The organism is Hydrogenophaga sp. 70-12, assembly GCF_001897365.1.
GTDB classification, from domain to species: Bacteria; Pseudomonadota; Gammaproteobacteria; order Burkholderiales; family Burkholderiaceae_C; genus Hydrogenophaga; species Hydrogenophaga borbori.
The window spans coordinates 1-12199 of the sequence record NZ_MKSS01000191.1; the positions used below are offsets into that span (position 1 = coordinate 1).

General features: G+C 70.3%; 14 protein-coding genes. 6 read left to right on the top strand and 8 right to left on the bottom strand.

Going from position 1 to position 12199, the window contains the following annotated elements:
• Window positions 1–18: 18 nt before the first annotated feature.
• The 5 genes from BGO22_RS11435 to BGO22_RS11455 are packed head-to-tail and all read right to left on the bottom strand — an operon-like array spanning window position 19 to window position 3939.
• On the bottom strand, window positions 19–999 hold the full coding sequence (locus BGO22_RS11435) for an alpha/beta hydrolase fold domain-containing protein (protein ID WP_286850923.1): 981 nt from the start codon (window positions 997–999) through the stop codon (window positions 19–21).
• The gene (locus tag BGO22_RS11440) at window positions 983–1954 is read right to left on the bottom strand and encodes a Bug family tripartite tricarboxylate transporter substrate binding protein (RefSeq protein ID WP_204742415.1); all 972 of its coding nucleotides are present in this window, start codon (window positions 1952–1954) and stop codon (window positions 983–985) included. Before BGO22_RS11440 ends, BGO22_RS11435 begins: the two co-directional genes overlap by 17 nt.
• Before the next feature lie 41 nt (window positions 1955–1995).
• Complete coding sequence (locus BGO22_RS11445) at window positions 1996–3075, bottom strand: LLM class flavin-dependent oxidoreductase (RefSeq protein ID WP_286850924.1); 1080 nt, start codon at window positions 3073–3075, stop codon at window positions 1996–1998.
• On the bottom strand, window positions 3072–3440 hold the full coding sequence (locus tag BGO22_RS11450) for a VOC family protein (protein WP_286850926.1): 369 nt from the start codon (window positions 3438–3440) through the stop codon (window positions 3072–3074). The genes BGO22_RS11445 and BGO22_RS11450 overlap by 4 nt, the downstream gene beginning before the upstream one ends.
• A 16-nt stretch (window positions 3441–3456) precedes the next feature.
• Entirely contained in the window at window positions 3457–3939 is a 483-nt protein-coding gene (locus BGO22_RS11455; protein ID WP_286850928.1) for a flavin reductase family protein, read from the bottom strand.
• Window positions 3940–4025: 86 nt separating this feature from the next.
• On the opposite strand from BGO22_RS11455, the gene BGO22_RS11460 reads away from it, so the two are divergent.
• Window positions 4026–4847, top strand: a complete 822-nt coding sequence (locus BGO22_RS11460; RefSeq protein WP_286850929.1) for an IclR family transcriptional regulator — start codon at window positions 4026–4028, stop codon at window positions 4845–4847.
• A gap of 58 nt (window positions 4848–4905) precedes the next feature.
• Here the strand turns inward: BGO22_RS11460 and BGO22_RS11465 are convergent, their stop codons facing one another.
• Window positions 4906–6279, bottom strand: a complete 1374-nt coding sequence (locus BGO22_RS11465; protein ID WP_286850931.1) for a heavy metal sensor histidine kinase — start codon at window positions 6277–6279, stop codon at window positions 4906–4908.
• Complete coding sequence (locus BGO22_RS11470) at window positions 6266–6952, bottom strand: heavy metal response regulator transcription factor (protein ID WP_286850933.1); 687 nt, start codon at window positions 6950–6952, stop codon at window positions 6266–6268. Before BGO22_RS11470 ends, BGO22_RS11465 begins: the two co-directional genes overlap by 14 nt.
• A 141-nt stretch (window positions 6953–7093) precedes the next feature.
• On the opposite strand from BGO22_RS11470, the gene BGO22_RS11475 reads away from it, so the two are divergent.
• The 4 genes from BGO22_RS11475 (at window position 7094) to BGO22_RS11490 (ending at window position 10540) form a co-directional block, all read left to right on the top strand.
• On the top strand, window positions 7094–8200 hold the full coding sequence (locus BGO22_RS11475; protein WP_286850935.1) for a TolC family protein: 1107 nt from the start codon (window positions 7094–7096) through the stop codon (window positions 8198–8200).
• Between the two features lie 20 nt (window positions 8201–8220).
• The gene (locus BGO22_RS11480) at window positions 8221–9591 is read left to right on the top strand and encodes a multicopper oxidase family protein (RefSeq protein ID WP_070398724.1); all 1371 of its coding nucleotides are present in this window, start codon (window positions 8221–8223) and stop codon (window positions 9589–9591) included.
• Window positions 9592–9654: 63 nt separating this feature from the next.
• Window positions 9655–10143 carry a cupredoxin domain-containing protein gene (locus BGO22_RS11485; protein ID WP_070398456.1) on the top strand — a complete coding sequence of 163 codons (489 nt, stop codon included), beginning with the start codon at window positions 9655–9657 and terminating at the stop codon, window positions 10141–10143.
• A gap of 37 nt (window positions 10144–10180) precedes the next feature.
• Window positions 10181–10540, top strand: coding sequence for a copper-binding protein (locus tag BGO22_RS11490; RefSeq protein WP_070398457.1), 360 nt, complete (start codon window positions 10181–10183; stop codon window positions 10538–10540).
• Between the two features lie 46 nt (window positions 10541–10586).
• Here the strand turns inward: BGO22_RS11490 and BGO22_RS11495 are convergent, their stop codons facing one another.
• Window positions 10587–10778 carry a heavy-metal-associated domain-containing protein gene (locus tag BGO22_RS11495; protein WP_070398458.1) on the bottom strand — a complete coding sequence of 64 codons (192 nt, stop codon included), beginning with the start codon at window positions 10776–10778 and terminating at the stop codon, window positions 10587–10589.
• Window positions 10779–10931: 153 nt separating this feature from the next.
• On the opposite strand from BGO22_RS11495, the gene BGO22_RS11500 reads away from it, so the two are divergent.
• Window positions 10932–12199, top strand: a 1268-nt coding sequence (locus BGO22_RS11500; protein WP_286850939.1) for a heavy metal translocating P-type ATPase, incomplete at its 3' end; no start/stop codon positions are given.

Below are 12199 nucleotides of genomic sequence, written 5' to 3' on the forward strand. Positions count from 1 at the left end.
CCGACGCCAAGCCTCCTCCTAAGCTGCCACCGGTAAGTGCTTCCCGAGGAAGCCCGCCAGGTCACGTGTGCAGGCTTGCGCCACCGCCACCGTGCGGCTGTAGCCCCAGAACAGATGCGTCGTCCCCGGGTACACCACGAGTTCGGCGCTTCGCCCCGCGCCGTTCAGGCGCCGGGCCAGCAGCACCGAGCTGTCCCGGTACACGTCGAGCTCCGCCGCCGCCAGGAACAGCGGCGGCATGTCGCCCAGGTCGGCCTGGCGGGTGTCCAGGCGCGGGTCCCGTCGCTGGCCGGGACCGCCCGCGTACGCCTCGAACATCGCGGCAGCGCTGCGGCGCGATGGCTGCATCGGGCCGTCTCCGTGCGCCCGCATGGACGCCGTGTCGAGGTCGTCGTCGAACACGCCGACCACGAAAGCCCCCGCCCGGAGAAAACCGGCGCGGCCAGGGCCGAGGTGGACGGCGGCGCCCATGGCCACGCTGGCCCCGGCGGATGAGCCACCGACAGCAAGGCGCGCCGGGTCGATGCCCCAGCGTGCGCCGTGCACGCTCAGCCACCGAAGCGCCGCGGCGCTCTCCTCCACCGCCACCGGAAACACCGCTTCGGGCATATGGGCGTAGTCCAGGCTGACGACGATGCCGCCCCACGCCAGCGCCAGTTCGCGCAGCTGCCGGTCGCTGGAACGCGGCTCGCCCAGCCGAAAGCCGCCACCATGAAAGAAGGCATAGGCCGGGCGTGGCGCCTGCGAGGCCTGAGCCGCATAGACGGCCACCCGCAGGCCGCGCTCGGCCGACAGCGGGATCACCTCGTCCCGATCGACCGCCAGCCGGGGACCGCCCCCGTTCCACCAGGCCCGGGACGCCATGAACTGCGCCCGCGCCGCGGCCGCGCTGGTGTCCGAGGGGCCCAAGCCGGTCAGGATGTCCTCGTGGTGCCGCAGCGCGGCCGCGAGCTGCGGGTCCACGCCCGCGGGCAGCGGGGGCTCAGTTGGCCTGGACATTGAACTCCGTCAGCAGCTTGCCCCACTGCTCCACTTCCGCGCGGATCGTCTGGCCGAACTCTTCGGGGGTGGACCCCACGGGTTCGATGCCCTGGTCGCGCATGGTTTTCGCGATCTCGGGGTCGGCCAGCAGCTCCTTCACGTCGCGCTGAATCTGATCGACGATGGGCTTGGGCGTGCCCGCGGGCGCCAGGAAGCCGAACCAGCCGCCGCGCTCCATGCCCTTGATGCCCAGTTCCTTGAACGTGGGCACGTCGGGCAGGACCTTGGAGCGCTCCGAGGTGATGATGCCCAGCGGCCGCACCTTGCCGGCGCGGATGTGCGGCAGCGCGGTGCCCACCGAGTTGAAGCTCGACTCGACGTGGCCGCCCAGCAGGTCGTTCATCTGCAGCGCCTCGCCTTTGTAGGGCACGGGCAGCACCTCGATGCCGGTCTCGCGGCCAACGATCAGGCCGTAGACGTGGAAGCTGGAGCCATTGCCGAAGTGCGCGTAGCGCAGCGGCCGTTTCGCGGCCTTGATGCCCGCCACCAGTTCCTGCAGCGTCTTGTAGGGGGAGTCGGCGCGCACGGCCAGGATGGACTCGGGCGTGGCGTACTGGGTGATGGCCACGAAGTCCTTGACCGGGTCGTACGGCGTTTCGGGGTACAGCAGCTTGACGGTGGAGTGGGTGACGAAGGTGGACAGCAGGGTGTGGCCGTCGGGCGCCGCGCGGGCCACGATTTCCCCGCCGATGCGGGTGGACGCGCCGGGCTTGTTGTCCACCACCACCGACTGCCCCCACTTCTTGCTCAGCCGCTCCGCGAGCAGGCGCGTGATGCGGTCCGGGCTGCTGGCCGGCGGGCCGGGCAGCACGATCCTCACCGTCTTGGATGGCCAGGCCTGTTGGGCCAGGGAGGACAAGGGGGCGCAGGCCATCAGGGTGGCGCACACCAGGCCGCAGAGGGTTTTGTTCATGTGTCTCGCTCTTTCTTTCAAGGGGGGCGGAAGGGAAATGGTCAAGCCGTCAGGGCGCTGCTGTCGGCGGCGGCACCGACCGGCGCCCGGCTCAGGGGCGCCAGTACCTGATCGCCGAACAGCCGGGTGGACCGCGCGGATTCCTCGTAGCTCAGGTCACCGAAGGCCATGCGGCACACGAGGTAGTTGATGCCCGTGCGCGCCACCTCCTCCTCGACCCATTGGCGCACCGTCGACGGGGCACCGGCGATGCCGAGCCCCGCGGCCTGGGCCTGCTCGAAGCGTTCCGGGAAGGCCAGCGAGGCCGGTTGGGTGCCGTGCTTGACCCACAGGTGCATCAGCCGCTCGCGCCACAGCGTGTAGGCCCGGCTGGCGATGGCCATGGCCTGGGCATCGGTGTCGGCGACCACCACGTGCCGGCTCACCCCCAGGCGCGGCAGCGGACCGGTGGCCCCGATCGCGTTCCAGCGCTCGCGGTAGCGGTCGGTGACGGCGCGCACGCCGCTGGCCGGCCCATTGCAGACGATGTTGATGCCGTTCTCGGCCGCCCAGTCCGCGCCCTGGGGTAGGCCGACGCCGTACCAGATCGGCGGTGGCGTCTGGTGGTAAGGCTGCAGCACGACCGGGACCTCGCGGAAACTGAAATGCGTGCCGGCGAAATCCACCCGCTCGCGCGTGAGCGCCTGCTGGATGACCTGATAACCCTCGTGGTAGAGGCTTTGCGCCTGCGCCGGATCGACGCCGTAGTAGCCGATCTCGTAGGGCGACACACCGCGGCCGAAGCCGACCTCCAGGCGCCCGCGGCTCATCTGGTCCAGCATGCAGATCTCCTCGGCCACCCGCAGGGGGTGGTGCATGCTGAGGGTGTAGACCAGCGGGCCGAAGCGCAGGCGGCGGGTGCGCTGCGCCACCGCCGCCAGGTACACGCTGGGCGACGGCGCGATGCCGAGCGGCGTGGAGTGGTGCTCGGCCAGGTGGTAGGCGTAGAAGCCGGCCTGCTCGTAGTCCTGGACCAGTTGCAGGCGCTGCTCGTACTGGTCGGCCAGCGGCAGCCGGCCCCGGTCCATGTGGTCGAAGACGCCGAAGGACAGTTCGCGTGGCGGGTGGGGATGTGTGCTCATGTGGGGTGGCGGCCCTTGGGACGGGCGAACAACTGGAAAACGGTGCCGGAGGGATCGCGCGCGGTCAGCGTGCGGCCGTGGGCGCCCATGTCGCGCTGGCCGGTGACTTCCCCGCCGTGGCGGCGGATGGCGTCGGCGTCGGCCTCCAGGTCGTCGCTGTCAAAGACCAGCACGGGGCCGCGGCAGGCCTCGGCGGCCTCGGCCCGCGACGCGAGCGCGAAGCGGGCGTCGCCGACCTTCATTTCGAGCCAGCGGTCGGCGTCCTGGAACAGGTATTCGAAGCCCAGCGCCTTCTCGTAGAACGCGCTGAGCGCCGCCACGTCGTCGTGGACGTGGTAGGCCAGGCGCAGCTTGGTGATCGCCATGTCGCTCTCCAGGGCCTCAGGCCGGCAGGAACTCGCCGCTCTTGTAGAGCAGCGAGCGCTGGTCGCGCTGGCGGATCTCGAGGATCTCGCCGACGAAGACGGTGTGCGTGCCGCAGTCCAGGCTTTGCACCACGCGGCAGGCGAAGGACACCAGCGCGTCGCGCAGCAGGGGCACGCCCTGGGCACCACTGGCCCAGTCCTCGACGGCGAAGCGGTCGTCCGGGTCGTCGGCCTGGCGCGAGAAGGCCTGGGCGACGGGCACCTGTCCGTCGGACAGGTAGTTGATGGCGAAGGCCTGGGCCTGCTCGATGCAGGCGTGGGCCCGCCCTACCCGGTTGACGCAGGCCAGCACCTGGGGTGGATCGGCGCTCACGCTGCAGACGGCGGTGGCGGTCAGGCCGCGGCGCCGTCCGCCGTGCTCGGCCGTCACGACCGTGACGGCGGACGGCACCTTGCGCATGGCGCGCCGGAAGGCCTCGGCGTCGGCGGTGATGGGCATCTTGAAATTCTCTATTGTTGAATTATTGGATAATAGAGAATATTCTACGGACCAAAGCCGATCGGAACACCCGGGAAAATACGCACATGAGCGACGCCAGCGCACCCTCCAGCGGCCATGCCGCCCCGCCCGCCCGCGTCAGCGGCCCGCGCGGCATCCAGTCGATCGAACTGGGCTACCGCATCCTCACGGCGATCCAGCAGGGCCCGGACGCCGTGGCCCTGAAGACCATCGCTGCGCGAGCGGGCATGTCGCCCAGCGCCGTGCACAACTACCTCGCCAGCTTCGTGCGCACCGGCATGGTGGGCGCGGACGCGCGGGGCCAGTACCGGCTGGGGCCCAGCCTGGCGGCGCTGGGGCTGGCGGCTGCGCGGCAGGTGGACCACTACGAGCTGATCCGCGCCAAGGCGGTGGCGCTCAGCGACGACACGGGCCTGGGCGTGGCGGTGCTCACCTGGAGCGCGCAGGGGCCGGTCATCGTGTTCAACCGGCCCGACCCGCGCAACCACGTGTTCGAGCTGCGCAACGGGCCGGTGTCCTTCCTGTCCACCGCGGGTGGCCATGTGTTCGCTGCCTGGCTGCCCCGCGAGGCCACGCGCCCGGTGGCACAGCGCGAACTCGGGCAGGGCGCGACGGACGGCGAATGCGATCGCCTGCTGGACAGCATCCAGGCGACGGTGCGCGCCGCCGGCCACTCCGACGTGATGCTCGACGCGCTGCCCGGCTACGGCGCACTCAGCGTCCCGGTCTGGAACGCGCAGGACGCGCTGGCCTACGCCCTGACGATCACCGCGCCGGTCGAGCTCATGGACAAGCGCCCCGATGGGCCGCACCTGAAGCGGCTGGTGCTGGCGGGTCAGGAACTGTGCCGCTTGCTGGGGGCGCCTCCCCGGCGCTGGGCGCCGTAAGGCCGCCATCGCGCCCGGCGCAGCCGCAGCGCGGTGACGGCGCACCGGCCCATGCGCGTCAGGCCTGCCGGGGGAAGCTCAGGGTGAAGCGGATGCGACCCTGCTCGCACTGCACATCCACTTCGCCCCGGTGGCTGGACATGATGGCCCGGGTGATCGGCAAACCCAGTCCCACGCCCTCGCCTTCCAGCCGCTGGCGCCCCTGGCTCAGGCGGAAGAAGCGGTCGAACATCGCCCGGCGCTGGTCTGCCGTCAGGGGCTCGCCCGTGTTGCTCACCTGCAGCTGCGCCCAGCGCTCGGTGAGCACGATCCGCAGGTCGACCGGGTCTCCGGGCGGCGCGTGGCGCACGGCGTTGGACAGCAGGTTGCCGATCGCGCGGCGCACCATCAGCCGGTCGCCGCGCACACGCGCTTCGCCGCTCAGGCGCAAGCGCACGCCCTTCTCGTCGGCCACGGCCTCGTAGAAATCGATCAGCGAGCGCGCTTCGGCGGACAGGTCCACGTCTTCCACGCTGGGCAGGCTGGCCACGTTCTCCGTCTTGGCCAGGTAGAGCATGTCGGACACGGTCTTGGCCAGCCGCTGCAGCTCTTCGGAAATGACCTCCAGGCTGGCGCGGTACTCGTCGCCGCCGCGCGGCACCGCCAGCGTCACCTGAGCATTGGTCAGCAGGTTGCTCAGCGGGGTCCTCAGCTCGTGCGCCAGATCGGTGGAGAAGGCGCTCAGGCGATCAAAGTCGCGCTGCAGGCGGTCGAGCATGTCGTTGATGGAGCTGGCCAGGCCGCGCATCTCGATCGGCAGGCTGGCCACCGGCATGCGTTCGGTGAAGTCCTGGGCGTTCACGCGCTCGGCCCGGTGCTTCATGGCCAGCAGGGGCTTGAGGCCGCGCCGCACCGCCACCGCGCCCAGCAGCGTGCTGGCGGCGACGGCCAGCAGGATGCAGATCAGCAGCTTGCGCTGCAGCAGCGCCAGGAAGTGGCGGTGGTGGTGGGTGTCGACGGCGGCGAAGACCTGGAGATCGGTGTTCGCGCTCCAGCTCAGCGGCAGGGTGGAGAACTCGCCGTAGTAGCTCATGTCGCCATCCGACCAGGACAGGCCCTCGCCCGCGTCGCGCAGCGCCGGTGGGGGCTCGAAGTCGCCGAGCCGGAAGACCTCGCGCTCGGCCGCGTCGATCCGCAGCAGCAGGCCCTCGTGGCCGCGCAGTGCCGCATGGAGGCGCGCCGCCAGATCGGGCAGGTCCGCGCTGCGCTCGGCGATGCCGCGGATCAGCGCCAGCTTGTCGCGCAGCAGCGCCTGGTCCAGCTCGACGAAGTGCGCGGCCGTTTCGCGGTGGACCACGTAGCCCAGACCCGAGAACACCGCGCCCACCACCAGCGCGAACAGCGCCGTCAGGCGAAACGTGAGCGACACCCCCGACGCCTCAAGCCGTTTCATGGGGGTCTTCGAGCACGTAGCCCATGCCGCGCACCGTCCGCAGCAGCTTCAGGTCGAAGCCGTCGTCGATCTTGGCGCGCAGGCGGCGCACGGCCACGTCGATCACGTTGCTGTCGCTGTCGAAGTTGATGTCCCAGACCATGGAGGCGATGAGCGTGCGCGGCAGCACCTCGCCGTGCCGGCGCATGAACAGCTCCAGCAGGCCGAATTCCTTGGCGGTGAGGTCCACGCGCTGGCCCTTGCGCGTGACGCGCCGGCGCACCAGGTCGAGGTGGAGGTCGGCCACCTGCAGCGAGGTGGCGTCCTGCGCCGCCGCGCCGCGCCGCAGGATGGACTTCACCCGCGCCAGCAGTTCGGAGAACGAGAACGGCTTGATGAGGTAGTCGTCCGCGCCGAGTTCGAGGCCTTTGACGCGGTCCTCCACGCTGTCGCGCGCGGTGAGGAAGAGCACCGGCACGCGCTGGTTCTTGCGGCGCAGCGATTGCAGCAGCGACCAGCCGTCGATGCCGGGCAGCATCACATCCAGGATGAGCAGGTCGTGGCCGCCCTCGGTGGCCTCGTGCAGGCCGTCGACGCCGTTGCGCGCGAGTTCGACGAAGTAGCCCGCCTCGCGCAGGCCTTGGCGCAGGTACTCGCCCGTGTGGGCCTCGTCTTCAACGATCAGAATCTTCATGGTCGGCGGGGTCGAACGAGTGTGCCACGCGGGTCGCGGAATTTCGCCACATGACAAATCTGTCATGAAGCCGACAGGTCGCTGTTCCTGTCCGGCCAGAACAATGCGCCGGCTCAACAAGTCAATCCAAGGAGTCGGTGAGTGAAGCATCCATTCAGCCCGCGCGGGCCCAGGGCTCTGGTGGCCGCGGCATTCCTGGCCACGGCGGCCATGGCTGGCGCGCAGCCGGCGGTTGAACAGTCCTCGGACTGGAAGGCGGCCAACGAGGCCGTCGGGCAGTTCAAGCGCGGGCACGCGGACCTGCTCAAGTGGGAAGCGGCCCATGGGGCGAACGCCGCCCCGGACGCCGCCGCCACGGCCGGCTTTCCGGTGCCCTCGCTGGAAGCGGCCACGCGCCTGGCCTGGCGGCCGCACCTGGAACTGCAGAAGGTGCTGCCGCGCCTGGGCGATGACAACGTGACGCGCATCGCCCAGGGCCGCTGGCACGAAGTGGACGCGCGCCACCAGCGCCGCATCGAGGGCGTGGGCGAGGTCTTCGAGGTGGCCGCCGACGCGCGCCGCGCCTGGCTGCGCGCCGTGGCGGACCAGCAGGCCGTGCGGCTGCAGCGCGCCTCGCTGGAGGCGGCCGAGGCCGCGGCCGAGCTGGGCCGGCGCATGGTGAAGGTGGGCAACTGGAGCGCCTACCAGCAAAGCCGCGTCGAACTGGGCCTGGCGAGCGAGCGACGCGCGCTGCAGCAGGCCGCCGCGGCCGCGCGGCAGTCGGAGCGCGCCCTGCTGCACACCCTGCAACTCAATGGCGTGCACGAACGCCTGGCGCTGCCCGACACCCTGCCGGACCTGCCCAAACACGCGCTGTCACCCGCTGAACTGGGCGCCCGGCTGGCCGAGATCAAGGCCCAGCTGCCCCGCGTGGATCAATGGAAGGTGGAAGCCAACTTCGGGCAGGCCCTCGCCTCGCGCGACGCCACCCTGGCCGTGGCGCGCGGCCTGCGCGACGACGTCATGGTTCAGCGCCAGCTGATCGTGGACGAGAGCGTGCTGCAGTACAACGGCATGCTCAAGAGCGTGTGGGAGCTGCTCACCGAGGTGCAGGCCCATGCGCAATCGCAGCGCGAGACCATCGCCGCCGTGCGCGACTACTGGCTCGCCGACACCGACCTGATGTGGGTGCTGCAGGGCGGCGAACCCACGGCCTTCGTCGCGCCCGGTGGCGCCGCTGCCGGCGAGGCCCCCGCGGCCGGTCATTGAACACCCCCTTCGACACCAACATGAACAACCGTCGTCAATTCTTCGCCGGCGCCGCCGCCACCATGGCCGGCCTGGGCGTCGCCCGCTCGGCGCTCGCCGCACTGCCCGAGCCCGTCATCCAGACCTCCGTCGACACCGCGCCGCCGCTGGTGCCGAACACGGGCCGCCCCTACAACCCGGTGGTCACGCTCAACGGCTGGAGCCTGCCCTGGCGCATGAACAACGGCGTCAAGGAGTTCCACCTGGTCGCCGAGCCCGTGGTGCGCGAGATGTCGCCCGGCTTCAAGGTCAACATGTGGGGCTACAACGGCCAGAGCCCGGGGCCGACCATCGAGGTCGTCGAGGGCGACCGCGTGCGCATCTTCGTCACCAACAAGCTGCCCGAGCACACCACCATCCACTGGCACGGCCAGCGCCTGCCCAACGGCATGGACGGCGTGGGCGGCCTCACCCAGCCCCACATTCCGGCGGGCAAGACCTTCGTCTACGAATTCGAGGCCCGCCGGCCCGGCACCTTCATGTACCACCCGCACGCCGACGAGATGGTGCAGATGGCCATGGGCATGATGGGCTTCTGGGTCACGCACCCCAAGGCCAGGCACCCGCACATCAGCGAGGTCGACCGCGACTTCTGCTTCCTGCTCAACGCCTTCGACGTCGAGCCCGGCAGCCGCACGCCCAAGGTCAACACCATGACCGACTTCAACATCTGGGGCTGGAACAGCCGCATCTTCCCGGGCATCGACACGCTCAACGTGCGCTTGAACGACCGTGTGCGCATCCGCGTGGGCAACCTCACCATGACCAACCACCCCATCCACCTGCACGGCCACGAGTTCCAGGTGACCGGCACCGATGGCGGCCCCACCCCGCCCGCCACCCGCTGGTACGAGGTGACCACCGACGTGGCCGTGGGCCAGATGCGCCAGATCGAGCTCATCGCCGACGAAGAAGGCGACTGGGCCTTCCACTGCCACAAGAGCCACCACACCATGAACGCCATGGGCCATGCGGTGCCCACCATGATCGGCGTGGACCACCGCGGTCTGGTGAACAAGCTGCAGCGCGTGGTGCCCGACTACATGGTGATGGGCGAGCGCGGCATGGCCGACATGGGCGAGATGCAGATGCCCCTCCCGGACAACACCGCGCCCATGATGACCGGTACCGGCCAGTTCGGTCCCATCGAGATGGGCGGCATGTTCAGCGTGTTCAAGGTGCGCAAGGACCAGAAGGCCGGCGACTACAAGGACCCGGGGCCCTACCCGTTTCCGCCGGGCACCGTCGCCCGCGAGTGGACCGGCGCCACGCCCGCGGCCCCGCGCGCGGCCACGCCCCCGGGACAGGCCGACGCCACCGTGGTGAAGCCGGGCCACGGCAAGCACCACTGATCCCTTGGGCGGGCCCGCCCCCCTTTCCCCATTCTTTGCCGTTCAACACCACTGGAGCCTTTCATGACGTTTCGCACCGCGGCCCTGCTGCTCTCCCTGGCCTCGATCACCGGCCTGGCGCTGGCCCATGGCAACGAGGACCACCAGCCGGCGGGGCCGGTCAAGATGGAACAGAAGCCCTGGGGCATCGCCGGCGAGGCCAAGGCCGTGAGCCGCACCATCGAGATCGGCATGACCGATGCCATGCGCTTCACGCCCGACCGGCTGGAGGTGCGCCAAGGGGAGACCATCCGCTTCGTGCACCGCAACGCGGGCCAGGTGATGCACGAGTTCGTGCTGGGGACCAAGAAGGACCTCGACGAGCACGCGGCCCTGATGAAGAAGTTCCCCGGCATGGAGCACGACGAGCCCTACATGTCGCACGTGGCCCCGGGCCAGCGCGGCGAGATCGTCTGGCGGTTCAACCGCGCCGGCGAGTTCGACTTCGCCTGCCTGCTGCCCGGCCACTACGAGGCCGGCATGGTCGGCAAGATCAAGGTCGCGGCCCAGTGAGCCGGCGGCCGTCCGATTCCCCTTTCAGGAGCACCCCATGAAGAAGATCGTCCCCGCCCTCGCCTCGAGCGCCCTCGCCGCCCTGTTCTCGCTCGCCCCGCCCGCGTTCGCGCAAGGCATGGACCACGGCAGGATGGGCTCGGGCGCCATGGTGGGCATGCAGCAGAACCATCCGCTGGCGGAGGGAGAGGTCCGCCGCGTCGACCAGGAGAACGGCAAGATCACCCTGCGCCACGGCGAGATCAAGAACATGGACATGCCGCCCATGACCATGGTCTTCGTCGTGCGCGACAAGGCCATGCTGGACGGCATCGCCGTGGGCGACAAGGTGCAGTTCACCGCCGTGCAGGACAAGGGCCAGATGGTGGTCGAGTCGATCAAGCCCCTGAAGCCTTGAACCCACGCCGAGGCCCTTCGCGGCCAAGGGCCTCGGCGGCCGCCGCTCAGGCCGGGGCGTAGCCCGCGTCGGCCAGGGCCTCGGCCAGCACCGCGCGGTCCTCGTCGCTATTGACCACGACCCTGCGCTGCGCCATGTCGACTTCGACGGCGCAGGCGGGGTCGGCCTGTTTCAGCGCCCGGTTGACGCGGGCCGCGCAGTGGCCGCAGGTCATGGAGGGCAGTTGGAATTCGTGCACGACAATCTCCGTGAAAGTGGATGAAGGCTTCACGATAGGCCTTGCCACGGTGGCAAGGTCAAGCGGCGACGGCCCGTCGTGGACAGGCTTGACCTTGACACCATGTCAGGCCTGAGCATCGGGTTTCCACGTCAATTCATCTGGAAGACCGCCATGAACTCCCTTGCACCGCCCCTGACCGAGTACCGCCTGCCCATCGAGGGCATGACCTGCGCCTCCTGCGTGGGCCGGGTCGAGAAGGCCCTGAAGGCCGTGCCTGGCGTGAACGAGGTCAGCGTCAACCTCGCCACCGAGACCGCCTCGGTCAGTGCCGCCGCGCCGGCGGCCGCCAGCCAACTGGTCGCGGCCGTCGAGAAGGCCGGCTACCAGGTGGGCGCGCAGCAATTCGAATTCGAGATCGAGGGCATGACCTGCGCCTCCTGCGTCGGCCGCGTCGAAAAGGCCCTGAAGGCCGTGCCCGGCGTGAGCGAGGCCGAGGTCAACCTGGCGACCGAGCGCGCCAGCGTGCGCGCCACCGGCACCACGGCGGCCCAGTTGATGGCCGCCGTCGAGAAGGCCGGCTACACCGCCCTGCCCCACGACGAGCAGGCGCCGGCCGCGCCCGGTGCCCACAAGGGTGGTGGCGAGCCCTGGTGGCCCGTGGCCCTGGCCGCGCTGCTGTCGCTGCCGCTGGTGCTGCCCATGGTGGCCATGCTATCCGGCAGCGACTGGACGCTCAACGGCTGGCTGCAGCTGGCCCTGGCCACGCCGGTGCAGTTCTGGCTGGGCGCACGCTTCTACCGTGCCGGCTGGAAGGCCGTGCGCGCGGGCACCGGCAACATGGATCTGCTGGTCGCACTGGGTACCAGCGCGGGCTATGGCCTGAGCGTCTACCTGCTGCTGCGCCACCAGGCGCATGGCGCGCCGCACCTGTATTTCGAGGCCTCGGCGGTGGTCATCACCCTGGTGCTGCTGGGCAAATGGCTGGAGGCGCGTGCCAAGCGCCAGACCACGGCCGCCATCGCGGCGCTCAACGCGCTCAAGCCCGAGATCGCGCGCGTGCGCACGCCCCAGGGCGACGTGGACCTGCCGCTGGCCCGCGTGAAGGTGGGCGACGTGGTGATCGTGCGCCCCGGCGAGCGGGTGCCGGTGGACGGCACCGTGCTCAGCGGCGCGAGCCAGGTGGACGAATCCCTCATCACGGGCGAGAGCCTGCCGATCGCCAAGCACCCCGGCGACAAGGTGACCGGCGGCGCGGTGAACGCCGAAGGCCTGCTGGAGATCCAGACCACCGCCGTCGGCGCCGAATCCACGCTGTCGCGCATCGTGCGCATGGTGGAGTCGGCCCAGGCGAAGAAAGCGCCCATCCAGCGCATCGTGGACCGCGTGAGCGCGGTGTTCGTGCCGGTGGTGCTGCTGCTGTCGCTGATCACGCTGGTCGG

What these genes read in the sequence shown, in the direction of transcription:
- BGO22_RS11460 (WP_286850929.1), top strand. Translation starts at nt 4,026, where the DNA reads ATGAGCGACGCCAGCGCACCCTCCAGCGGCCATGCCGCCCCGCCCGCC.
- BGO22_RS11455 (WP_286850928.1), bottom strand. Translation starts at nt 3,939, where the DNA reads ATGCCCATCACCGCCGACGCCGAGGCCTTCCGGCGCGCCATGCGCAAG.
- BGO22_RS11445 (WP_286850924.1), bottom strand. Translation starts at nt 3,075, where the DNA reads ATGAGCACACATCCCCACCCGCCACGCGAACTGTCCTTCGGCGTCTTC.
- BGO22_RS11485 (WP_070398456.1), top strand. Translation starts at nt 9,655, where the DNA reads ATGACGTTTCGCACCGCGGCCCTGCTGCTCTCCCTGGCCTCGATCACC.
- BGO22_RS11465 (WP_286850931.1), bottom strand. Translation starts at nt 6,279, where the DNA reads ATGAAACGGCTTGAGGCGTCGGGGGTGTCGCTCACGTTTCGCCTGACG.
- BGO22_RS11470 (WP_286850933.1), bottom strand. Translation starts at nt 6,952, where the DNA reads ATGAAGATTCTGATCGTTGAAGACGAGGCCCACACGGGCGAGTACCTG.
- BGO22_RS11480 (WP_070398724.1), top strand. Translation starts at nt 8,221, where the DNA reads ATGAACAACCGTCGTCAATTCTTCGCCGGCGCCGCCGCCACCATGGCC.
- BGO22_RS11440 (WP_204742415.1), bottom strand. Translation starts at nt 1,954, where the DNA reads ATGAACAAAACCCTCTGCGGCCTGGTGTGCGCCACCCTGATGGCCTGC.
- BGO22_RS11490 (WP_070398457.1), top strand. Translation starts at nt 10,181, where the DNA reads ATGAAGAAGATCGTCCCCGCCCTCGCCTCGAGCGCCCTCGCCGCCCTG.
- BGO22_RS11435 (WP_286850923.1), bottom strand. Translation starts at nt 999, where the DNA reads ATGTCCAGGCCAACTGAGCCCCCGCTGCCCGCGGGCGTGGACCCGCAG.
- BGO22_RS11450 (WP_286850926.1), bottom strand. Translation starts at nt 3,440, where the DNA reads ATGGCGATCACCAAGCTGCGCCTGGCCTACCACGTCCACGACGACGTG.